Raw genomic sequence first — 21,816 nt, forward strand, 5'->3', positions numbered from 1 at the left:
CTCTTTTCATTTTGCCCAACCAACCGAAGTTAGAGGAGTAATGCGCCCCTGGGAACAGACATGTTGGAAGGACGCTTTAGTGGCTACCCCTTTATACTCAAAATATCATGAATAGCATACTCCGCTTTTTCATATTGAAAAATAAAACCTGCATCTAACAAGCGCTGCGGTTTTACCCAGCGGCTTTTCAATATCAGTTCTGTTTCGGTACCGATTACTTTAGCGCCAATTTCAAGCAGCCATTGGGGGGCCGGTAAGCCAATAGGCATGCCGTATGCCTTGCGAATGTGGCGCATAAAATCAGCGTTTTTTTCACCATATGGTGCGGTGCAATTGTAAACGCCCTCCATTTCGGGATGATCGAGCAGGTATTGGGTGCTGCGGGCGACGTCATGTTCATGCACCCAGGCCAGGTATTGCTCGCCATCACCTTGTTTGCCGCCCATGCCCAGTTTTACCAGGTTAAGCAAGCGCGGAAAAACGCTGTTGCTGCGCCCAAGCACAATGCCCATGCGCAAGGCAATTTTACGGGTATGCGGGGTTTCGCTCTGGTAAAAGGTGCTTTCCCAAATGTTGCATACATCAATGCTGAAGCCGTAGCCTATTTCACCAGTTAGTTCGTCCTGCGGGTGGTCCTGGGCGTGGCGGTAAATGGTGGCAGAGGTAATATTGATCCAGAGTTTTGGCGGATCGGTCATTTTATGGATCACATCGCCCAGGAGTTTGGTAGGCACCACCCGTGATGCGATGATTTCGGCCTTATTCTTTTTGGTGTAACGGCAATTTACGTTTTTGCCGCAAAGATTAATGAGCATATCGGCATGGGTTAACTGCACTGTCCAGCCGTTTTCTGTTTTGCCGTCCCAAACCACCGTGCGGATATTATCAACAGCAGGGGCCTGTTTGCGGGCCAGGATGATTACTTCATCGGCCAGGTTTTTATAGTATTTGGCAAGTACCGTGCCCAGGTAACCGTTACCGCCGGCAAGCACAATTTTTTTATAAGGTTTCATGGCTTTTAATTTAAAATGATGAACAATAATGCAATGCGATAACACACCCAGGTAATAGTCATTACCCAGCCTAATTGCAATAATTTGGTGCGGCGTATATGCTCTAAAAACATCAGCCCGGCCACGCCCATAAAGCAAATGGTAGCAGGCAATGGCCCAAGCTTAAACCAATGACTAACAGCCAAGGGAATAAGCAATAACAGGCTGCCTGCAAAAGAGATAGTCATCATGTTGCCAAGGTACGTCCACATTTTTTCTTTGGCAAAGGTGCTGATCACCAATGCCTGGAAAATAACCTGGCCGCCGCAAATCATGTATTCGCGGTAGGCGTTGCCAAGTGGTACCATCCCTACCAGCAAATGCGCGTACCGGGTGAGTATAAAACCCGTGCAAAACCAGGTGAATAACAAATAGGCGATGCGGTAATGCAATTTGAAAGTAGGCTGATAGGCAAAACCGGCGTCTTCGGCAGTGGGCGGGATAATAACCCGGCGGTTGTAAGACACAAAGGCATAAACCTTGCTCATTAACCACACAAAAGGATTAAAAGCAAATAGGGGAGCAAATACAGGCCAGGCGTTCCCCAATATTTTAAACAGGCTTTTAATGCCATAAGTAACCTCGCCGCTTTTCATATCAATAAGGGCAATTTCATTAACGGCGCGTTGCCTGTCATAAACCGGGCAATTGTTTTGAGGCATGGTTTGGTAGGCTGCCCTGCCGGCATCATCAAGCATACCGGTTTTTACAAAGGCTTTGGTATATACACGGCACATGGGGCATTCTGCATCAAAAAGTACCATGTGGTTGCTAAGCGTTTTCATTGTAGTAAAGGTTTGTTATTGTTTAACAAGACAAATGTACGGTTTGTTTTGAATTTTCAATAAATACTGAAAATATATTTATTGGTTTTTTGTACCATACCTGTATTTGCTTTTTCGGCGGTGGAGGTAGCACCTACGGTGCATAAATGTTTTATGGTTTTTTTCTACAAACAGGTAGCTGCTATGCGGCAGGTATAGCGGCGTTGGATGCCGGCGGTTGTATATTTACGTTTAAAGTGGTTATTACTATACCTTACGCTCTGTCGCATAGCGTAAGGTCATTAAGTTAAGGATTTTCTCCCCCATAGGGGGTAAAGCTTTGTAGAAAAAACAAGAAACAGCCCCCGTGCCGTAGGTACGGAACCTGAGTAGCGTACCTACGGCACGCAAAAAATATTAATTTCTCGCATGCTACAAAGCTTTTGCTCCGATGGAGCAACCTGTCAATCTCTTAACTTAATGACATTGAGCATAGCGGCTACCTGTTTCCAGTTGTATCTCCTTGTATAAGCTCTTCTCCGTTTTATTAACTACTAACTCAGTAGATTATCAAATAAAATGTGCATATTTGGGGTTTAATATTTATTATTTAACAATTTAACACAAAATGAAAGTCGCAGTAGTAGGTGCTACTGGCTTAGTAGGCACCAAAATGTTGCAGGTTCTGGCAGAACGCAACTTCCCCGTTACAGAATTAATTCCCGTAGCTTCAGAGAAAAGTATTGGTAAAGAAATTACTTTTAAGGGTAAGCAGTTTAAGGTAGTTTCTGTTGAGGATGCGATTAAGATGAAGCCGGACGTTGCCATTTTCAGCGCCGGCGGAAGCACTTCATTAACGCAGGCTCCGCTTTTCGCGGCTGCAGGCACCACTGTTATTGATAATTCATCGGCCTGGCGTATGGACCCAACCAAAAAACTGGTTGTGCCCGAAGTAAATGCCGATGTATTAACCGCCGATGACAAGATCATTGCCAACCCAAATTGCTCAACCATACAAATGGTAGTGGCTTTAAAACCACTGCACGATAAATATAAAATTAAACGCGTAGTAGTATCTACCTACCAATCGGTAACAGGTACAGGCGTTAAGGCTGTTGACCAGTTGTTTAACGAGCGTAAAGGTATTGATGGCCCTAAGGTTTACCCTTATACTATCGACCTGAACGTGATTCCGCAGATTGATGTTTTCACCGACAATGGTTACACCAAAGAGGAAATGAAAATGATCCTGGAAACCAAAAAGATCATGGGCGATGATAGCATTAAAGTTACGGCTACCACCGTGCGTATCCCGGTTATGGGCGGTCACTCAGAATCTGTAAACATTGAGTTTTTACATGATTTTGATTTGAGTGAAGTCCGTGATCTGTTGGCTAATTCGCCAGGCATTGTTGTGGTTGATGATACCGCCAATCTTAAATACCCAATGCCGCTTGACGCGCACGATAAAGACGAGGTGTTTGTAGGTCGCTTACGCCGTGACGAAAGCCAGGATAATACGTTAAACTGCTGGATAGTATCAGATAACCTGCGTAAAGGTGCTGCTACCAATGCCGTACAAATTGCAGAATATCTTGCGGCAAAAAACCTCATCGGTCAGCCGGTTGAGGCATAAGTTTAATTGAGCCGGGGCTTGCCCCGTAAGTTTTAATAAAAGTTCAGAAGCCCGAAAACAGCAGTGTAATACTGCTGATTTCGGGCTTTTTTGTACCGATATAACTTTATCTTTCATAATTAAGTAAAAAGAGGCTTATTAACACAATTTAACAGTGCATTGCCGTTAACTTATTACGTTTAATAACGTCATTTGTATTTTAATTACATTATTTTATTTCATCATGAAAACTAAGATAATTATAGCAGCCGTTACCGTGTTATGTGGCATTTACAGCAGCAAAGTTAGCGCGCAGCAAATTACCCTTCTTGCCGATCAAAATCCGCGTTTTAGGGAAAGCCAAATTAAGTATGCCCTGGGAGCAGATAGCCTGAACAGCTTACACGGCACTACCATACAGGACACTTATAAAGCATATGATTGGTACGAGGCCAAACTTGCCCGTCGCCAGCAAAACCGCGAATGGCGGCACCAGGAACGCATGAACGGGTATTATGATTATACACCATCATGGGGCTTTTATGATAATTATTACACACCATCCTTAAACTTTGGTTTTGGCCGCAGCTGGGGCCGTGGCGGCTGGGGCGGCTGGGGCGGTCGTTCAAGCATAGGAGTAGGCTTCGGCTGGTAACAAATAGCACAACATACAATCAAACCATCATAATTTAATAACATCATACCAATGAAATTCAATAGGATTTTAACCATTGCCGCGTTGGCAGCTTCAACACTTTTTGTGGTCTCATGCGCAACAAGGCAGGTAACCCGTGTAAACACCGACGAAACCATCGATGTAAGCGGCAACTGGAATAACAGCGACTCAAGGATGGCCGCCGATGAACTTACCGGCAAAATTTTAGGTGCAAACTGGATAGACACCCACCAAAACGAACACCAGGGCAAAAAACCGGTGGTTATTGTGGGCTTTGTTCAAAACAAGAGCCACGAGCATATTGATGCCGAAACGTTTTTAAAGGATATAGAAAGCTCATTTATCCAAACTCAAAAAGTGCGTTTGGTACAAGGCGGTAAAAAACGTGAAGAGCTGCGTGCCGAAAAAGCCGATCAGCAGACCAACGCCACCGTATCAACCATGAAACAATTTGGTTTAGAGAACGGTGCCGATTATATACTGCAAGGCTCCATCAATTCTATTGTTGACGCGCACAAACGCCAAAAAGTGGTTTACTACCAGGTAAACCTGGAGCTTACCAATATTCAAACCAATGAAGTAGTTTGGATAGGTGAGAAAAAAATAGCCAAATACGTAAAAAATTAATTGAGTAAAGCCCGAATATGGTATGCCATATCCGGGCTTACTTAAACCTTATAATGATAAACATACGTACGTATTTTTTTCGCGCATCATCTGTTATCGGGATGATGCTTTTTTTATTTGGTTGTACCACTTACAACCAAAGCCTTACCTCTTATTACAAAAACGTTTACGCCGGCAATTACCCCCAGGCCGAAAAAGACCTGGATAATAATGGCCTCATTCAAAAGCCCCGCAATAAACTATTGTTTTTGATGGAGAAGGGCCGCATAGCGCATTTGAGGGGCGAATATGAAGCAAGCAATAAGTATTTTAATAATGCCGATAACCTGCTTGATAGTGGCCTGAGCGGCACTGCCGACGCGGCGGTTGGCCTGCTAGTTAACTCCCTGTCGCAAACGTACAAAGGCGAGGATTTTGAAAAATTCATGGTGCATTATTACAAGGCGCTTAATTATTTGTATCTCCACAATACCGAAGATGCCATTGTAGAAGCCCGCCGTATTACATTGCAAGCGCAGCAGCAGGGCGATAAATTTAACAATAAGGATAACCGGTACTCCAACGACGCATTTTCGCTGATGTTCCAGGGGATGCTTTATGAAAAGAATAACGATGTAAATAACGCCTTTATATCGTACCGCAATGCTGCCGAGATTTACCTGAAAAACCCCGACCAAACCTATTACGGCACCACCATGCCAATGGGATTAAAAGAGGATGTGATCCGGACGGCTATGCTAAACGGTTTTACAACCGAGGCCGATCAGTTTGAGAAAACATTTAATATTCAATATAAACCCGAAAAACCTTTAGAGGGTGGCGAGCTGATCCTGTTTTGGGAAAACGGTTTGGCTCCTGTTAAAACCCAGGAGGATTTATTTTTTAGCCTGGTAAGGCATAGTGATGGCGGCCTGTTTTTTGTTGACGGAACCGGTTTAGAAATCCCCTTTAATTATAGCGGCGACAGGAACAGCGTAAAATTAAAATCGGTTGAAACCATGCGTGTGGCATTTCCAAAATACATTGCCCAGCCGCTTTATTATTTAACCGGCAGCGTTGCGGTAAATAACCAGCAAATCCCTTTTGAAAAAACCGAAGATGTTAATGAACTGGCTTTTGCAACACTGAGGCAACGCGCCTTAAAAGAAATGGGCAAAGTGTTGGCCAGGCTTGCGGTTAAAAAGATTGCTGAGTACAGCGTACGCGCCGCGGCCACCACCGATGGCAAAACAAACGGCGTGTTAGAAGGGTTGGGATACGGTATTCAGCTTTACAGCCTGCTATCAGAAAAAGCCGATACCCGCAACTGGCAGTCCCTGCCTTCTTCTATCTCTTACGCCCGTGTTCCACTGCAAAAAGGAGATAATAAAGTAAGCATAGCTTTAACAAACGCGCATGGTGCTACCGAAACCAAAACTATTAATGTACAGGGTAACGGCGGATTGCAGTTTTATAATTATGCTACGTTGAGGTAGGGAGATTAGCGTTTTAATAAAACAAAACCATTATAGTTCATCGCTTTAATATAGGAGGCACCTAACGGAGCCAAATATTTTAGGGCATTTAAGCTATAAACACGTGGCTCCGCTGGAGCCCCATCGCTTTATGGGGTATTATCCTTAAATTGATTTAGAGTTAGGAGATAATTCTATTATCTATTCATGATATACATTAAACGAAAGCAATTCAGCACTCCGTAGGAGTATCGTGTTTATAGTAAAGCCACATATTGTTTTTGGGCTCCGTTAGGTGCCTCCTATATTAAAGCTATTTCCTTTGAAAGCAAACCATCTTGCCATTTAGTTATAAATTATAACTGTTATCTTAGCATGTTGATGCTTTTTTACTAACTTGTTTCCGATGAGATCATTTAGGCTGATATTTATTTTTTGCAGCTGTTTTATTACTGCCCATTCATTCGGGCAAACTATAAGTAGTCCACAGGCTATTGAGGATGATTTGCTGCGGATCTTTAAACGGGTAAACTATTACGGCACACATAAAAAGGAATTTAAGGCAGTTGATTCTTTAAAAAAGATGAACAGCATTTTTGCTTTTAAACTTAAATACTACACTTCAAAATATCCTTTCACCATTAGCCAAAAATTTACATCGCTAATAAAAGAACGGATGGTAATCGCAACCTCTGCGGATGGCATGTTCCGTACCTACTCCTGGGATACCCGGCTGGGCAACGGAGGCTACGATTTTGATAATATACTGCAATACAAAGTTGGCGCTCAAACACTTTCCCTGTTAAAAATGGACCCGCCGGGCAAGGAAGCGTATTGGTTCCCTAAAATTTATATGTTTACGGCCAATAATAAAACCATGTACCTGGCAGTGTATAACTCGGTAATGTCGGCTACCAAAGCCGGGCAGGGTATTCGGGCTTATGCTATAGAAAAAGGAGTATTGAATGGCCGCGTGCCCATGGTTAAAACGCCAACAGCGGTGCTAAGCCGGCTTTACTATGAGTACGATTTAAATTCAGTAGCCGATTGGGATACATTCCCCACCATAACCGTTGATGCCAAAGCCCAAACCATCCTGGCACCGTTAGTTGACTATAAAGGTAAAATGACCCGTAGATTTATCACCTACAAATTTACAGGGCAGTTTTTTGAGAAGGTAAAAAGCTAACTTAGCGCCATGATCTCCTTCGCTCACCGTGTTTTTATGGAAGTGGCTGCCAATTTGAGTTTCTCAAAGGCGGCACAGGTGCTGTTTGTAACGCAGCCGGCCATCAGCAAGCACATCAAAGCGCTGGAAGATCAGTATAAAGTGCCCCTGTTTGAGCGTAAAGGCAACAGCATCCTGCTCACCGAAGCCGGAAAAAAACTCAACGAATATCTGCAACAGGCTACCGAGATAGAACGGAAAATTGAATACGACCTATCGGTACTCAGCAACCTTTCGCAGGCGGCCGGGCATTTGCGTTTAGGTGCCAGTACCACCATCGCCTTGTATATTTTACCATCGATACTTTCCGGCTTTCAGCGCGAATATGCGAATGTGGATGTGCAGCTGGTAAACCGTAACTCAGAGTATATCCTGAATGCGCTGCTAAACCACGAAGTTGATATTGGTATTATTGAGGTTGATAATAAACTCACAACGGTATCCTACACGCCATTTATGAGCGATGAGGTGATACCGGTATGCTCGGCTAAAAGTCCTTTGGCGGGCCGCTCGCTCACTTTAAAGCAATTGGTTAAAACACCTTTGGCTGTTAGGGAGCGTGGCTCTGGCACGCTTAACGCCGTCCTAAAATCGCTTTCGGCCCTGCATATCAAACCGGCAGATCTATCGGTAAAAATCCGCCTGGGTGGTACCGAAGCGCTGAAGAACTTTTTATTGGCCGATCAATGCCTTGGTTTTATGCCCCGCCCATCCATAGTAAGGCAATTAGCCGAGGGCGACCTGGTTGGGGTACCCATAGAGGGCCTGAAAATTACCCGCGATTTCTTTTTCATTCGTCGCAAAGGCACAGAGGATTACGGGTTAACAAGCAACTTTATCAACTTCGCATTGCAGCATATCAATAGCTAATCTTTTTATTCGTAGCTGCCGCAAGGCTCTGCCTTGTGGTCCGCATGCAAGGTATACGATTTATATTACCCCATTTAACGGGCCGATGCAAAATGAAATTGTCGCAAACCGCCCCTTAAGTGTCGTTTTTGCCCCGGTCTTTTAAGGCTATGGAACCCTATCTTTGAGATATAACCTAAGGGATAAATCATGAAAGATCAGCAAAACACCCTACCGCAACCTTTATTGATCGAACTGCAATCAACAGCGGCGCATTTAGTCGAAGTATTGGCGGGCATCAATGAACTTAATTTTAACAATACACCATTTGAAGGAAAATGGAGCGCGGCAGAAAACACGGAACACCTGAGGCTATCGCTCTCCGGAAGTATTCAAATATTGAAAGGACCCGCTACGGCCACTAACCGGGCACCCGATCAAAATGTAAACGCGATCAGGAACCTTTTTCTTGACTTTAACGCCAAATATCCATCAGCCCCAAGCCTGATACCCGAACCTAAGCGATATGATAAAGCGATATTAATTCCTGAAGTGGCTACCGCTTTTGACCAGCTAATACAAATATCGGCACAGTTGGATCTTACAGATACCTGTACAAGTTTTGATTTTACAGGCATAGGACAACTTACCCGGCTGGAGTGGGTATGCGTAGCTTTATACCACGCGCAACGGCATATTCACCAGCTGGAATTAATTGCGAAGGAGCTCCTCAATTAATTGAATAAAATAGAGGCCATGCGTCAATCAAACCCGCAGCATAGCGCCTGTCGTTTCTTCTGAGAGTTGTTGTTATTCAGACCAATGCAAATAAAATTAAACAAGAGTTGTTGTTACGATTTTGAATACAAAGGATATCCCCTTTACTTAAACAAGCCTGGATAATATTTAACAATCATATCTTTTTCATCATTAGTAAGCTGGCTCAATAAAATGGGAGCATCCTGCGGGCGCAGGCCTTTTTGATTAATGCGGTTCATGAGGCTCCAGTCTTTAGCCGGTTTTTGCGGCGACGGATCGGCGGGTTCCTGGGCCGGCAGATCATACCGTGTAAAGTCGACCACCATTTCGGGCGTGTTGCGGTGCCAGTTCCGTACTGTAGCCAGGCGAAATTCCTTGTTCATATACCATTTGATCTCTTCGTTACCCCATGAATTGCCAATGCCCAGGCCCTTTTCTTCAAAGCGATAGTTCCATTGGTTGTTATCACTGTAGTGGTTACGCCAGATCTCGCCATACTCGCCAAAGGTTATAAACTTTACGTCGGGCCAGCGTTGTACGGTGGCGCCAATCCATTTATCCAGCGCCCGGTAGGCCAGGGTATCGTCCCAGTTTTTACGTTCGGCTATTTTTACTAATGCGGCCTCCCATATGTTCGGAATCCAGCCAAAACCATTCAGCTCAAAACCTTTATCAAAATGAATAGATTGCGTATGCATCACCGCATAATGGCCAATATCAAGTCCCCAATCGCCATAGGTTTCTATCGGCCCAACGCCACGCCTGCTTGCCGCACCGTTAAACGGCGTAGTTCCCCATACGTTACCGCTTTGCAAGGCGTTTAAAAAATCAACGCTCCAGCCATCCAGGTTTACGCAATCAATAAAATCGCTTTTGCCCTGGGCGGGTTTACAAAAATGTTGTTTGGATGGATAAAAAGGGTAGGAGGGCGAACCATCGGCTCCGCCGCCATCGGTTTCATGCTGGCTCCAAATTACGGCGTGCGCCACATGGATATCTTCCTTTTCGGCCAGGTAAGCCAGGTTATCGGCCGATAAAAAGCCGCCCATAATCCCCTTCGGGCGATAGCCATTACCTACCATATGTGTAATACGTTGCAGGGCTTCGGTCATTTCCTGGTTTATACGTTTACGGGGCAGGTACATGGCCGGGAAGTAGCCGGGGAAATAAGAAACCTCATCGCCATATTTAAGCTGGCAATCGGCCACGTATTTGCGGATGTCTACGTAGTTCTGGCGCTTATCTTCCAGCGCGTTCAGCGTAAAACCCCAGGTGAGCCTGCCGCCGGGCGCGTTTTTGGCAAAGGTTTCCCTTAGGCGCTGTGCAACCTCCAAAGTATGCGCGAAGGCTTCGTCGCGGTTAATGAGCTTTACATCGCGCGATACCTCCCAGGGCGAAGTACGGATCATAATGCAAAAGGTAACAAAGCGGTTGCCCATTAAAGGTGTAACCTGGTTGCCGCCAAAAAGGTTCAGCGCATTGGCCCTGCCAATTAAAGGATTGGCCAGCACCGCGGCACCGCCTAATAAAGAGTTTTTACAAAAAGTCCGTCGTTCCATAACGTTTACAATAGATGCTCAAATGTAACCACCGAAACCGGGTTTGCTTCATAGATAAAATCTATTTGGCCGACAGTAATTCATAGATATTAAAAATATCGCATATAAAACAGCCCTGTAGCACCCTTAATATAGTGGCACGGTTTAGTAAATTTAAGTATCTTCAAAAATAAATTTGTTAGCATGCCTTATCTTAAACATTTATTTTTGCCTGTAATATTTTTAGGTTGTTTAACCGCACGCTTAAACGCCCAGCCACTGAAACCAGCTGATTACGGGCTAAAGGAGTTTAGTTTACAGGATAAAAAACTGGGGCTAATACGATTTTATGTAAGCACCGAAAATATACAAAAAAAGAAGCCTCTTTTTATTGAGGTTAACGGTAGCGGCGGGCTTCCGCTTTGTGTTTATATTAAAGGCAAGGGCTTTGGCGCCACTTTAAATACCTTTAACAGCCAGCTTAAGGATGCCACAAAAAACCAATTTCATTACATTGTGCTGGGCAAACCAGGCACGCCGTTTTGCGATAGCATAAGTACACCAAATGACATCAAACATTATGATGAACATGCTTTAATTTCCAGCTATGCTTTTTCAAAGGAATATAACCAACGGCTTAGTTTAAACTGGCGGGTGCAGGCAACTAAAAAAGTGATATCGTACCTCATTACGCATCGCTTTTGGAACCGGGGCAAAATTGTTGCTTATGGTTATTCGGAAGGGGGGCAGGTGGTGCCTTCTTTAGCCGTTGCCGACAAGCGGGTAACACATATTATACCTGTGGTTGGCAGTGGTTTAAATCAATTTTACGACCGGATTATTGGCTGGCGGATTAAGGCTGCCCATAACGAAGTTACGCAACAACAAGCCCAGGATAGTATTGATGCCAATTTGAAACAAATTAAAGATATTTACCGACACCCGGAAAGTTCAACACTACAGTACGATGGGCACTCATACAAAAGGTGGGCAAGCTTTGGCCTTAACCCTCCGTTTGAAAAACTGAGGATGCTGCACATTCCCATTTATATGATAGTGAGTACCGCCGATAATAACTCGCCCATTTACGGCCTGGATTATGTTCTGTTGGATTTTATGCGGCTTGGAAAAACAAATTTGACGTACGACCCATGCGTTGGCTGCGATCATTATCTTAACAGTACCGATAGCGACAAAACTGTAAAGCAAACAGAGTACACAACAAAAATACTTACCTGGTTAAACCGCCACTAAGCGGATATTTATCAGGCGCGTTTAATGCGCCAAAAAAAAATAATCTTTTTATATAAATTAGTGTTCGCTAACGCTTTGTAAACTATAGTCATTTGAAAAAATCAATTCTGCTGATGGCCCTCATCTGGGGCTTTTGTATAAGCACATTCGCCCAGCAAAAAAATCAATACGTTAAAATAGAAACGCCGCAAGGCTGGTGCCTGGTAAAATTGTATAATGAAACGCCGGTGCACCGCGATAACTTTATCAAACTGGTTAAAAGCCACTATTTTGATGCCACCACCTTTAACCGCATCCTCAAAAACTTTGTGATACAGGGCGGCGACCAGGATTCTTTGTATGAAAAAGGCCACGTGTTAAAGCCCGAAATGTATTGGATAGCGCCCGAGTTTGTGCCCGAACTTTATCATCACAGGGGAGTGGTAGCGATGGGGCGCGACGGCAATGCGGCCGAATCGTCCTTTACTACCCAGTTTTATATTGTGGATGGCAAAACCTATACCGACGAGCAATTGGATGCAATCGAAATAAAATACAAAAACCATTTTACCGCCGAACAGCGCAACGCTTACCGCACCATCGGCGGCACGCCCCGCCTCGATCAGCATTATACCGTGTTTGGCGAAATTGTAAAAGGGATAGACCTTATAGACAAGATCACCGCTGTAAAAGTTGATAAAGCGGGAAACCCCGATACGCCGGTTTGGATGAAGTTAACTTTGCTTACGGATAAGGAGGCGGATAAGATTTTGAAGTAGGTCGTGTCACAACAAGGCGCAAACACCGGTATCACCTATCTAAATGCCGGCAAGGTTTCCGTCACTTTAGTACAATTGGCCATACCCATATAAGGGTCGCGCCCCTTGTCAGATTCGCTCAGGAAATAGTTTTTAGTCATGGTGCAGTACTGGCGATAAAGCACCGTGTTATTAATCCTCAGTTTTTTTACCAGGGTGTATAAATTATAGGATAGGCTGGCAAAATGTTCCCGCTGATGTGGTACTTTATTTACTTCGCTGATGTGCCTGCTATCATACGCCAGTTTGGCAACCAGGTCGGTAACATCGGTACTTAATCCGGCTTTGGGTATCGCGCTAACTGAATTTAATAATGTCTTCGCTTTAATCTCCGCGGCATCACCATCGGCAGTTATCAATGTGTTTTTTAGTGCCAGGTAGTTATTTATTACCGTATTTACCGGTTCTTTTAACACTTTATCCTGTGCACCGACACCTATGGTAAAGAGCAATACATACAGGATACTTAAAGTAGCGGTCTTTAAAACTTTCATGATGTTGTTTATTGATAAACGATGGATGAATTTACGATTTATATAGCAAACTGTTTAAAATGGCATAGTAAAAAGAAGGAAATCGCTTTTAAAAAGGAGACACCTAAGGAGTCAAAAAGACAGATGATTTTAAACCTATAAACACGATACTCCTAACGGAGTTTTAAATTGCATTAAACAGACTCCAGGGGAGTCCCGTGTTTATAGTCAAATTAGTTCTAAAAACAAGGCTCCGTAGGTGCCTCCTTATCAGTTTAAAGTTTAAAAGCGATTTCCCTGTATAGTAAAACCGGGGAAATCGCTTTTAGAATCCAACTCTGCAATTTGGGGCTAAAGCCACCTTGCTGGTTACTTTCATTAACCGTTGGCTAAAGCCAAAACGGCAATGAATAAAAAAGTCAGACTTGAAAGTTATTTTAAAACTCATTGCCGTCCCATTTATGGGGCGGAAAAAAGAAATAAACGAGCTGGCTTTAGCCAAAATGAGCTATAAAAGTTTAAAAGCGATTTTCCAGATAGTAAAACATTATGGCATACTAATTCCAACACGCGGGGCGATACATAGCTGCATATATCGCCCTATGTAAATGCTTTTACTAACGGTTTCAGCCCCGAACGGAAACAACAATGATAAAATGCCCACCGCACGCACAAATCCCGCATAAATAATTAATTTTAAAGCGCTTTGCCTTGTCTATGATATTAAGAATACCATTCCTTTTCATCCTGTTTTTGTTTTTGAGTATAAAAGCCCATGGCACCGTATTCACGGTTACCAGCAACGCCGACGCCGGCCCGGGAACGCTCAGGGACGCATTAACGCAAGCGTCGGCCAACGGCAGTACCCTAAAAGACCTCATTATATTTAATTTACCCGATTTAACAGAAACCGGCAGAACGATAACATTGGTTAGTCAATTGCCCAACCTGTCATCAAATTTGGTAATTGATGGCACAACGCAAGCCGGAACACCATTTGGCAAAAGCAATGCCATGGTTAAAATTGCCACACCCCGTAATTACATCACTATTACAACCTTCACCGGTACAGGGTTAAACGACGTTGAGTTTTACGGTCTTTACATATATGATTATACCGGTGGTAACGTATCACGCCCGGATTTGCAGGCCCGAACCGGCATTAATATATCACAATCAACCAACATTATTATTGGAAGTGCGGGGAAAGGTAACATGATACGGGGTTTTAACATAAACTCTGTAAACTTAAGCAACGTAAACTTTGTAACGCTGCAAAGCAATGTTATTGGATTAGGCGAACACAACGATTTTGATGAAGACGAAATTGGTATATATGACTATACCACGCCCTTGAGTATTTATAAATGTAATAATATTACCATAGGAGGCAATGCCAATGAGGGAAACGTTTTTTTTACGCTCGTAGACTTAGTTTTTTCTCAAAAATCAACCGGCAACAATATCGCTGTAAAGTCGAATCTGTTCGGCGTGTTCCAGGATGGCAAAACCATTAGTTTTATGTTCCAGGAGGGTACGTTTATCCACCTATCTACAGAAAATGTAAGTTATACCGGTCCGGCAGATTTTGACAGCAGCGTACTGGCAACGGTTAATATGAATATTGAAAACAATGTTGCCGGGAGCTTTAGTAATGCCTTTATTTTAAACACGGTGGCCGGTGTTATCAATTTCTATAATAATTATTTAGGTATCTCCAAAGACGGATCAACCAACCTGGACCTTAACTCGCACCCAAATGATGGTGCCCCCATTGCGTTTCACTATTGCACAGCTCAAGTAACAATTGGCGGCGCTGACCCAACAAAAAAGAACTTCCTTGCAAATTGCGTTTCTGCGGTTGTGACCGAAAATTCGTCTAATATATTTATCAGGAACAACGATTATGAATGCGTTTCTGGTAACGTATATGGCACCTATGCCAGCAAGCCTCTTCCGCCCATCTCGATAGACCAGGTTGTGAAAAACCCTACGCAAACTGCCATATCCGGCACTGCCGATCCGGGCGCGACAATTGAAATTTACTCGTCCGAATCCTGTGATTTTGCTAAATGCAGTATCAGGACTCTTGTTGAAACAACAACCGCGGATAATACCGGGCATTGGCATAGCGGCCCGTTAAACTTTTCGGGCATCTTTTACGCTTCTGCATCCATAAACAAAAGAACATCGGCATTCAAAACGTTCGAAATTAATACCCAAAACATGGTTATAACCAATTTACGGTGTAACGCCCAGGCCTCTATCACGGGCCTGAAGGTTCCGGCGGGGCTCTCTTATTATTGGATAGATGACCAGGGAAACAAGGTATCCACAGATTTAGATTTCAAAACAGGAAAACAGGGAACCTATCAGCTGGTATTGGGGGATGGCTGTATCATCAGCGACCCTTTTCAGATTAACGATAACAGGTTAAGGATTTATGATGACGGGTTAACCAAAACCGATATCAGCTGCGGAGCCAACACCGGCGCTATAAAAGGACTGTTTATTTATGATCCTTTATCCCAAATCAGTAGCGAAACATGGACCAACGGAAGCGGGATGGTTGTAGGATCTGGTTCCGATGTTGAAAGTTTGCCTGCCGGAAGCTATCTTTTAACCGTTAAAACTTCAGATGGCTGTACTGCTAATTACGGCCCGGTGGTGCTTAAAAACACCACAGGCCCCAACATTGATCAATCCAAAGCTGTTGTTGAGCCAACCAACTGCGGGCAATCTGTTGGTTCTATCACCGGGATAACCGCTACCGGCTCCGGCACAGTGGTGTACAGCTGGAAAAACGCCTCGCAGCAGGAAGTTGGCACCACCGCCGATTTAACCGGCCAGCCGGCCGGGCAATACACTTTACAAATTACCGATAACACCCAATGCGGCCCTGTATATTCCACCGTTATTCAGATACCCGAAGTAAACGGCATTACCCTTGATGAAAGCAAAGCGCAAACTACGCCGGCTACCTGTAGCAATAATAACGGAGCGGTAAGTGGCATACAGGTAAGTGGCGCAACAGATTATAAATGGGTTGACGCACACAATAACGTGATTGCCACCACTACAGATTTAAATGCCACGGCAGCCGGCGATTATACCCTTAACGCATCTAACTCATTTGGCTGCCTTAAATCCAGTAAAACGTACCATATCGATTTGTTGCCGCCAACTATTTACCCCGCCTACCAGGCCACTATACAAAACACCTGCCAGGGCCAAAGTAATGGTTTTATTTCCGTAGCTACCGATGCGATAGTCAAAGCTGCACGATGGGTGAACAGCCTGGGGGCAACTGTAGCTACCGATAACCAGGCAAAAAATTTGGCGGAGGGCAGCTACCGGCTTTACCTTACCGATCAAAATGGTTGCGAAACCCTGTTTAAAGATTACGCCGTGGCCGCCATCCCCCCACTTCAATTGGTTACAGGTTCGGCAGAAATCACGGATGACCAATGCACGCAAAAAACAGGAAGTATCAAAAATATTAAGGTAACCGGTGGCGTGCCGCCTTATACCTACCAATGGACTGATGTTAACAATAATATTGTTTCGGTCAGCGCTGATCTTACAGGTCTTAATGCCGGCGATTATACCCTGCAGGTTAACGACGCCCGCAATTGTAATAGCCTGGTTTCATCAATTTACCATGTACAAAACCAGGAAAACGATATTCCGTTACCCGTTGTTAATAACGTGCAGTTATGCAGCCCCGGCTATGTGCTGGTAAAGGTTAATAATCCGCAAACCATATACAGCTATCATTTATACACCTCTCAAACAGGCACTCTCCCGGCAGACACCCGGCCGGATGGTGTTTTTAAGGTAGATGTGCAAACCAATACAACTGTTTACGTGAGTCAATTTTCGGGCACTTGCGAAAGCGCCCGCGCTCCTGTACAAATTGGCGTAGGCATTGCCAGCACCAATATTCCCAATACGTTTACTCCTAACAATGATGGCGTTAACGATTACTGGACCATCCCTGGCATTGAAAACTATCCGGCATCGCTCGTGCAGGTTTTTAACCGCCAGGGGCAAAAAGTATTTGAATCAAAGGGTTATGCACAGCCTTTTAACGGTACTATGAATGGAAAAAAATTACCTGCTGCCGTGTATTATTACATCATCAATTTAAGCACCAGTTGCAGCATATTATCGGGCAGTTTAACGTTGTTGAGGTGAGGCACTCAAAACAAGGAAATCGCTTTTAGAAACCAACTCTGCAATTTTGGGGTTAAAACCTCTTTTATGGTTACTTTAATTAATCGTTGGCTAAACTCAAAACGGCAATGAATTAAAAAAGCAGGCTTGAAACCTATTTGAAAATTCATTGCCGTCGCCTTTATGGGGCGGCAAAAAGCGATAAACAAAGTGGCCTTAGCCTAAATAAACCTGGAAATTCTAAAAGCTATTTTCCCACTTTGGTCCGCGTGCAAAGTCTCCAATAAATAAATCAACCAAATTTTGATACCGCCATAATAAGTTCTAAATTTAAGGTGCGTGCATACGTTCATCTCCCTTAAACCCAAATAAATGAAGCGATCTAAAATGATTATCCGTGCCATAGTTTTCGGTACGTTGTTTTACATCACACAGCGCATAAACCCGGCGATGGCCCAGGTGCCAACCCGCGATCCGCATACGCCGGGTTATGTATCGGCCACCGAATTGCCGGATGGCACCAATCCCTCGCCCAGTATAAATGGAAACTTTGTTATCGGTGCAACCCATAATCCCGCGCCAGAATCGATGGTACAGGTAGGTGTACCACAGGGAACCATATATCACTTTACAATAGACTCTAAGGATAGCAAAATTTACCCGGGCATTGCCCGTGATCCCGGTACATTTGGCACGCCAGATCCGGCCGACCCTGCCAAATTAACTGTCACTACCAGCCATCCGGCTCCCTACACCCGGCAAGTTTCTGTATATGTTCCAAAACAGTACGTACCAAGTACCGCGGCACCGTTCATCATTGGAGCCGACGGGCCCGACGATTTGCTTTTTACGGTATTGGATAACCTGATTGCGGCAGGCAAGGTACCGCCCATGATTGCCATTGCGATCGGGAACGGCAGCGGCGACGCCCAGGGCAGCCAACGGGGCCTGGAGTACGATACCATGAGCGGTTTATATGCCGAATTTGTTGAAAGTGAAATACTACCCCTTGTTGAAAGCAAGTGCCAGGTAAAACTAACCAAAGACCCCGCCGGCAGGGCTACCATGGGAGGCAGTTCGGGCGGGTCATGCGCCCTGATCATGGCCTGGTACCATCCCGAACTGTATCACCGTGTACTAAACTATTCGGGTACCTACATCAACCAGCAATGGCCCCATAACCCGCAAACCCCACACGGTGCCTGGGAGTTTCCGGAGCACCTGATTCAAAAAACCAAACGCAAGCCACTACGGATCTGGATGGAGGTGGGCGACAGGGACCTTTTTAATCCAAACGTTATGCGGGATGGCATGCATGACTGGGTACTGGCAAATGAAAACATGGCAAAAGCACTTGCCGGCAAGCACTATCAATACCAGTTTATTTTTGCCCGCAACGCCGGGCACGTTGATTATAACGTAAAAAAGCAAACACTACCCGAAGCGCTGGAGTGGCTTTGGAAAGATTACCGTCCCGCGAAGGCCATGCAATGATAAATAAATCACGTGGTACGCAAACGGATGCTAACGGTGCACAAATGGATATTAATTGGTTGTAAAAAGTGAACAACCGGTAGTATTTTGGTATGTTTTTGGTACCGTTTTGAACGTAAAAGGGCGTAAAAACCTTTGCTTTAATTAAAAATCAAAAGCGCAAAGTTTGCAAAATTCAAATAACGCTACCTAAACTCGATAGGTGCCAAAGTGGTTTGTTTTTTAAAAAAATTGGAGAAATGGGCTACCTGTTCAAAGCCGAGACAGTAAGCAATTTCGGAGATGTTCCAGTCGGTTTGTTTGAGCAGAATTTTGGCCTCTTTAATTACCCTGTTGCTGATAATATGTGTGGTAGTTTGGCCTGTATTTTCCTTTAAAACCTTGTTAAGATGGTTTACGTGCACAGCCAGCCGGTCGGCATAGTCCTTAGCGGTGCGAAGTTTGAGCTTTTGATTGGGCGATTCGATAGGGAACTGCCTCTCCAACAGCTCAATGAATAACGATGACACCCTTGCCGAAGCCGAATGCGAGGGATAAAGTGTAGTGGCCGGTTGTAGCTTTTGACCGTAGTGAATCAGCTCCAGGATGTAGTTACGCAGTAAATCGTACTTATACACATAGCTGGACGAGAGCTCTTTATACATCTTGGCAAAAATGGCGGTGATCTCGGCTGCCTCTTCGTCGCCTACCTCAAAAATTGGGTAGCCGCCGGGTCTGAAAATTGGCAGATCGTCCAATACTACGCCACTTTTTGATTGCACCAAAAACTCATCTGTAAAAATACAGAAGTAACCATGTTGCTGTTGCCCATCAGCAGGGTAAAAGTTATAGGGAATTTTAGGCGTAGCGAATAGTAAGGCGTTTTGCTCAATGTTAATCACCTTGTCGGCGTACTCGGCCGTGCTATGGCCCTTGATGATGCTGATTTTGTAATAGGTACGCCTGTTATAGGGCATAACGCCCTTTTTGCTGCGTTTTGCAGCCAGGTCATCAAAGCTAAACACATTAAAATGACCTATTTCCTTGTTGATATCCTCGGGAATAAGCGTGGCGGTTTGCCTGTAAAATTCATCTAAAGTGGTTACGTCCATTGTATCGAAGTTAAGGAAATAGTGCAAGATTTGCCAAGTGGTAAACAGGGGGCAGGCCCTGTTTTTTAACATTTTACCGCCTCATCTACCTCATCAACTCAACCCCAACCTTACCGGTTTGTCCCAGCAAAAACTCCGGAGCCAGTCTCGACATGATTTTAATCACTTTAGCCAGGCCGGGCAAAATCTCGTACTTATCTGCCTGTAAGCCTTTAATGGCCCCTTCAATTAGCTTTACCGGGTCCATCATGGCTTTGGGGTCGAAGCCATTAACCTGGGAAAACTTGTCGTTAAGGGGTGTTTTGGCAGCCGGGGCAACCAGGTCAAACACTTTGATATTGGTGTTTTTCAATTGTACCCTTAATGATTTGGTATACGACCGTAACCCCGACTTGGCAGCCCCATAAACCGGTGAAACCGGGAACGGAACCAACGCCAGTCCCGAAGTTACATTTACAATAGCCCCCGTTTGCTGCTGCTTTAAATGCGGCAAAAAGGCCTGCACCATGCGGATCGGTCCCATCAGGTTAATTTCTATTTCGTTGGTAATATCCAACAGACCAATAGTAGCATCGTGCAGGTTTATGGTGCGCATGATGCCCGCGTTGTTGATCAGCATATTTAACTTGGGGAACTTTGTGGTAACCTGCGTGTACAATTCCTGAATTTGCCCCGGGTCGCTCACATCACTTTTAAAAGTGTGGATGCCAGGAAGGGCTTTGCGGGTTTCATCTAATTTAGTCTGGTCGCGGCCGGTAATAATTACGGTGTTGCCCAGTTCAAGCAGTCTGAGGGCAAACTCATAACCCAGGCCGCTGGTGCCCCCGGTTATTAATATGGTATTATTTTTTAACAGCATTTTTTCGTATCTTTATGGTTAACAGCACAAAGATGCGGCAATGCTTCACCCTGCCGTTTGTAAACATCAATCTATTGTTTATCAAATTCAAACAACACAAAAAAACAAAAACGCCCAAACGCTATTTTGGCTAAATTTGAGTTGAACATCAAAAAAACGGCATGGCAATCACCACAATAGCTGATTTTTATAAAGAGACTTCGGAATTTGTGAATTGCGAGGTTAATCCGCTGTTACCGGCTGGTTTTAACGCTAAGGAGATTGGTCACTTTAACGTTTTCAATCTCGAAACCCTGATGCAGGGTTTAACCGAACTGCCCGAAACGATGCCTTACAGTCGCAAGGCTTATTATAAGATTAGCCTGGTGCGCGGACGAAACGTTGCCGAATACGCCGATAAGGTGATCAACATTGAGCAAAACGCTTTGCTGTTTGCTACGCCGAGGATTCCTTACCATTGGATTCCACAGGATCTGGATCAGAAAGGATATTTTTGCCTGTTTACCGATGATTTCCTGGTGCAATCAAAAAGCGGGGTTATTTTAGATGAGTTACCCATCTTCAAACCGGGAGGTTACCCGATATTTCAGCTATCAAACGAGCAGGCTGACGAAGTAGCTGCTTTGTTTAAAAAGATGCAGAATGAAACCCAATCGGATTACCTGTACAAGTTCGACCTCATCCGCAACTTTGTGATGGAGCTGGTTCACTACGGGCAAAAGCTGCAACCCTACACGCCCAACAGCGGCACGCATAATGCATCGGCGAGGGTATCATCGTTATTTATTGAACTGCTGGAAAGGCAGTTCCCGGTATCATCGCCACAACAAAAACTAAGCCTGCGGACGGCCAAAGATTATGCCGATAGGCTGGCCATCCACAGCAATCACCTCAATAAGGTTTTAAAAGAAAGCACCGGCAAAACCACTACCGAACATATCGCGGGCAGACTGGTACAGGAAGCCAAGATACTGCTTAAACAAACGGATTGGAATATCTCCGAGATTGCCTATAGCCTTGGTTTTGAGCAGCTATCGCATTTTTCCAACTTCTTTAAAAAGCAAACCTCCTTATCGCCAATAGAGATTAGGAGCCAGGTAGGGTAGGCCA

At 44.5% G+C, this 21,816-nt stretch carries 17 protein-coding genes and 1 pseudogene; 12 read left to right on the forward strand and 6 right to left on the reverse strand.

Annotated features, from left to right (window positions below; translation table 11 throughout):
- Window positions 1–83: 83 nt before the first annotated feature.
- Window positions 84–1,013, reverse strand: a complete 930-nt coding sequence (locus tag QWZ17_RS22165; protein WP_290307506.1) for a TIGR01777 family oxidoreductase — start codon at window positions 1,011–1,013, stop codon at window positions 84–86.
- Between the two features lie 500 nt (window positions 1,014–1,513).
- Window positions 1,514–1,837, reverse strand: a pseudogene (locus QWZ17_RS29735) (thiol-disulfide oxidoreductase DCC family protein); the annotation flags it as partial.
- 607 nt (window positions 1,838–2,444) lie between these two features.
- Here QWZ17_RS29735 and QWZ17_RS22175 point away from each other — a divergent pair.
- The 7 genes from QWZ17_RS22175 to QWZ17_RS22205 all read left to right on the forward strand — a co-directional run bounded on the left by QWZ17_RS22175 (window position 2,445) and on the right by QWZ17_RS22205 (window position 9,003).
- Window positions 2,445–3,452 carry an aspartate-semialdehyde dehydrogenase gene (locus QWZ17_RS22175; protein WP_290307508.1) on the forward strand — a complete coding sequence of 336 codons (1,008 nt, stop codon included), beginning with the start codon at window positions 2,445–2,447 and terminating at the stop codon, window positions 3,450–3,452.
- A gap of 223 nt (window positions 3,453–3,675) precedes the next feature.
- Window positions 3,676–4,086, forward strand: coding sequence for a hypothetical protein (locus QWZ17_RS22180; RefSeq protein ID WP_290307509.1), 411 nt, complete (start codon window positions 3,676–3,678; stop codon window positions 4,084–4,086).
- A 51-nt stretch (window positions 4,087–4,137) separates the two neighbouring features.
- Window positions 4,138–4,734: a penicillin-binding protein activator LpoB gene (locus QWZ17_RS22185; RefSeq protein WP_290307510.1), complete on the forward strand. Its 597-nt coding sequence runs from the start codon at window positions 4,138–4,140 to the stop codon at window positions 4,732–4,734.
- Between the two features lie 53 nt (window positions 4,735–4,787).
- The gene (locus QWZ17_RS22190; RefSeq protein WP_290307511.1) at window positions 4,788–6,209 is read left to right on the forward strand and encodes a COG3014 family protein; all 1,422 of its coding nucleotides are present in this window, start codon (window positions 4,788–4,790) and stop codon (window positions 6,207–6,209) included.
- Between the two features lie 385 nt (window positions 6,210–6,594).
- Window positions 6,595–7,377, forward strand: a complete 783-nt coding sequence (locus QWZ17_RS22195) for a hypothetical protein (RefSeq protein WP_290307512.1) — start codon at window positions 6,595–6,597, stop codon at window positions 7,375–7,377.
- A gap of 9 nt (window positions 7,378–7,386) precedes the next feature.
- Window positions 7,387–8,286 (forward strand): LysR family transcriptional regulator, encoded by a 900-nt coding sequence (locus tag QWZ17_RS22200; RefSeq protein WP_290307513.1) that lies wholly within the window; start codon window positions 7,387–7,389, stop codon window positions 8,284–8,286.
- Window positions 8,287–8,475: 189 nt separating this feature from the next.
- On the forward strand, window positions 8,476–9,003 hold the full coding sequence (locus QWZ17_RS22205; protein WP_290307514.1) for a DinB family protein: 528 nt from the start codon (window positions 8,476–8,478) through the stop codon (window positions 9,001–9,003).
- A gap of 143 nt (window positions 9,004–9,146) precedes the next feature.
- Here the strand turns inward: QWZ17_RS22205 and QWZ17_RS22210 are convergent, their stop codons facing one another.
- A complete protein-coding gene (locus QWZ17_RS22210; RefSeq protein ID WP_290307515.1) occupies window positions 9,147–10,583 on the reverse strand; it encodes a DUF3863 domain-containing protein in 1,437 nt (478 codons plus the stop codon).
- A 183-nt stretch (window positions 10,584–10,766) separates the two neighbouring features.
- On the opposite strand from QWZ17_RS22210, the gene QWZ17_RS22215 reads away from it, so the two are divergent.
- Window positions 10,767–11,816: a hypothetical protein gene (locus tag QWZ17_RS22215; protein WP_290307516.1), complete on the forward strand. Its 1,050-nt coding sequence runs from the start codon at window positions 10,767–10,769 to the stop codon at window positions 11,814–11,816.
- A gap of 92 nt (window positions 11,817–11,908) precedes the next feature.
- A complete protein-coding gene (locus QWZ17_RS22220) occupies window positions 11,909–12,574 on the forward strand; it encodes a peptidylprolyl isomerase (RefSeq protein ID WP_290307517.1) in 666 nt (221 codons plus the stop codon).
- 35 nt (window positions 12,575–12,609) lie between these two features.
- Here the strand turns inward: QWZ17_RS22220 and QWZ17_RS22225 are convergent, their stop codons facing one another.
- Window positions 12,610–13,107, reverse strand: coding sequence for a DUF3347 domain-containing protein (locus QWZ17_RS22225; RefSeq protein WP_290307518.1), 498 nt, complete (start codon window positions 13,105–13,107; stop codon window positions 12,610–12,612).
- A gap of 696 nt (window positions 13,108–13,803) precedes the next feature.
- On the opposite strand from QWZ17_RS22225, the gene QWZ17_RS22230 reads away from it, so the two are divergent.
- The gene (locus tag QWZ17_RS22230; RefSeq protein WP_290307519.1) at window positions 13,804–17,283 is read left to right on the forward strand and encodes a gliding motility-associated C-terminal domain-containing protein; all 3,480 of its coding nucleotides are present in this window, start codon (window positions 13,804–13,806) and stop codon (window positions 17,281–17,283) included.
- A 351-nt stretch (window positions 17,284–17,634) separates the two neighbouring features.
- The gene (locus QWZ17_RS22235; protein WP_290307520.1) at window positions 17,635–18,756 is read left to right on the forward strand and encodes an alpha/beta hydrolase; all 1,122 of its coding nucleotides are present in this window, start codon (window positions 17,635–17,637) and stop codon (window positions 18,754–18,756) included.
- Between the two features lie 185 nt (window positions 18,757–18,941).
- Here QWZ17_RS22235 and QWZ17_RS22240 read toward each other — a convergent pair whose 3' ends face one another.
- Both QWZ17_RS22240 and QWZ17_RS22245 read right to left on the reverse strand, forming a co-directional pair.
- Window positions 18,942–19,847 carry a helix-turn-helix domain-containing protein gene (locus QWZ17_RS22240; RefSeq protein ID WP_290307521.1) on the reverse strand — a complete coding sequence of 302 codons (906 nt, stop codon included), beginning with the start codon at window positions 19,845–19,847 and terminating at the stop codon, window positions 18,942–18,944.
- Between the two features lie 85 nt (window positions 19,848–19,932).
- The gene (locus QWZ17_RS22245) at window positions 19,933–20,706 is read right to left on the reverse strand and encodes an SDR family oxidoreductase (RefSeq protein WP_290307522.1); all 774 of its coding nucleotides are present in this window, start codon (window positions 20,704–20,706) and stop codon (window positions 19,933–19,935) included.
- Window positions 20,707–20,867: 161 nt separating this feature from the next.
- Between QWZ17_RS22245 and QWZ17_RS22250 the strand changes: the two genes are divergently transcribed.
- On the forward strand, window positions 20,868–21,812 hold the full coding sequence (locus tag QWZ17_RS22250; RefSeq protein WP_290307523.1) for a helix-turn-helix domain-containing protein: 945 nt from the start codon (window positions 20,868–20,870) through the stop codon (window positions 21,810–21,812).
- Window positions 21,813–21,816 lie beyond the last annotated feature (4 nt).

The sequence above is a fragment of the Mucilaginibacter flavus genome, assembly GCF_030409315.1.
GTDB lineage: Bacteria > Bacteroidota > Bacteroidia > Sphingobacteriales > Sphingobacteriaceae > Mucilaginibacter > Mucilaginibacter flavus.

Coding starts and splice junctions, on each gene's coding strand:
- QWZ17_RS22165 (WP_290307506.1), bottom strand. CDS start 1,013: ATGAAACCTTATAAAAAAATTGTGCTTGCCGGCGGTAACGGTTACCTG.
- QWZ17_RS22175 (WP_290307508.1), top strand. CDS start 2,445: ATGAAAGTCGCAGTAGTAGGTGCTACTGGCTTAGTAGGCACCAAAATG.
- QWZ17_RS22180 (WP_290307509.1), top strand. CDS start 3,676: ATGAAAACTAAGATAATTATAGCAGCCGTTACCGTGTTATGTGGCATT.
- QWZ17_RS22185 (WP_290307510.1), top strand. CDS start 4,138: ATGAAATTCAATAGGATTTTAACCATTGCCGCGTTGGCAGCTTCAACA.
- QWZ17_RS22190 (WP_290307511.1), top strand. CDS start 4,788: ATGATAAACATACGTACGTATTTTTTTCGCGCATCATCTGTTATCGGG.
- QWZ17_RS22195 (WP_290307512.1), top strand. CDS start 6,595: ATGAGATCATTTAGGCTGATATTTATTTTTTGCAGCTGTTTTATTACT.
- QWZ17_RS22200 (WP_290307513.1), top strand. CDS start 7,387: ATGATCTCCTTCGCTCACCGTGTTTTTATGGAAGTGGCTGCCAATTTG.
- QWZ17_RS22205 (WP_290307514.1), top strand. CDS start 8,476: ATGAAAGATCAGCAAAACACCCTACCGCAACCTTTATTGATCGAACTG.
- QWZ17_RS22210 (WP_290307515.1), bottom strand. CDS start 10,583: ATGGAACGACGGACTTTTTGTAAAAACTCTTTATTAGGCGGTGCCGCG.
- QWZ17_RS22215 (WP_290307516.1), top strand. CDS start 10,767: ATGCCTTATCTTAAACATTTATTTTTGCCTGTAATATTTTTAGGTTGT.
- QWZ17_RS22225 (WP_290307518.1), bottom strand. CDS start 13,107: ATGAAAGTTTTAAAGACCGCTACTTTAAGTATCCTGTATGTATTGCTC.
- QWZ17_RS22230 (WP_290307519.1), top strand. CDS start 13,804: ATGATATTAAGAATACCATTCCTTTTCATCCTGTTTTTGTTTTTGAGT.
- QWZ17_RS22235 (WP_290307520.1), top strand. CDS start 17,635: ATGAAGCGATCTAAAATGATTATCCGTGCCATAGTTTTCGGTACGTTG.
- QWZ17_RS22240 (WP_290307521.1), bottom strand. CDS start 19,847: ATGGACGTAACCACTTTAGATGAATTTTACAGGCAAACCGCCACGCTT.
- QWZ17_RS22245 (WP_290307522.1), bottom strand. CDS start 20,706: ATGCTGTTAAAAAATAATACCATATTAATAACCGGGGGCACCAGCGGC.
- QWZ17_RS22250 (WP_290307523.1), top strand. CDS start 20,868: ATGGCAATCACCACAATAGCTGATTTTTATAAAGAGACTTCGGAATTT.